Genomic DNA, 225 nt, shown 5'->3' with positions numbered 1-225 from the left:
ATTTTATCTTGTTGAAGTTGGGGCCTGTAATTTCTATACATCGATTTTCATACCAGTTGGATACAAGAATTTTTATAGCCAGTTTAGCCAATTGATCATCAGGATTCAAAATACATCCAGCATTTTTCAAATACATTTCTGCAGCATCTATAAAAGATTGTATATCCACATCTTCATCTATATAGTCATCATCAAAATGCAGATAACTTTTTGCTTCATCTAAAC

Annotated in this window: 1 protein-coding gene; it reads right to left on the bottom strand. The window is 31.1% G+C overall.

What is annotated here, in order from left to right; translation table 11 throughout:
* Positions 1 to 225 (bottom strand): head-tail connector protein (locus HJW02_RS13250; protein WP_208050717.1); only part of this gene is annotated, 225 nt, incomplete at both ends.

It is taken from the genome of Akkermansia sp. GGCC_0220 (genome assembly GCF_017566105.1).
Classification (GTDB): domain Bacteria; phylum Verrucomicrobiota; class Verrucomicrobiia; order Verrucomicrobiales; family Akkermansiaceae; genus Akkermansia; species Akkermansia massiliensis.
The sequence above is the reverse complement of the archived record's forward strand: the minus strand, read 5'-3'. Positions and strand labels throughout refer to the sequence as shown.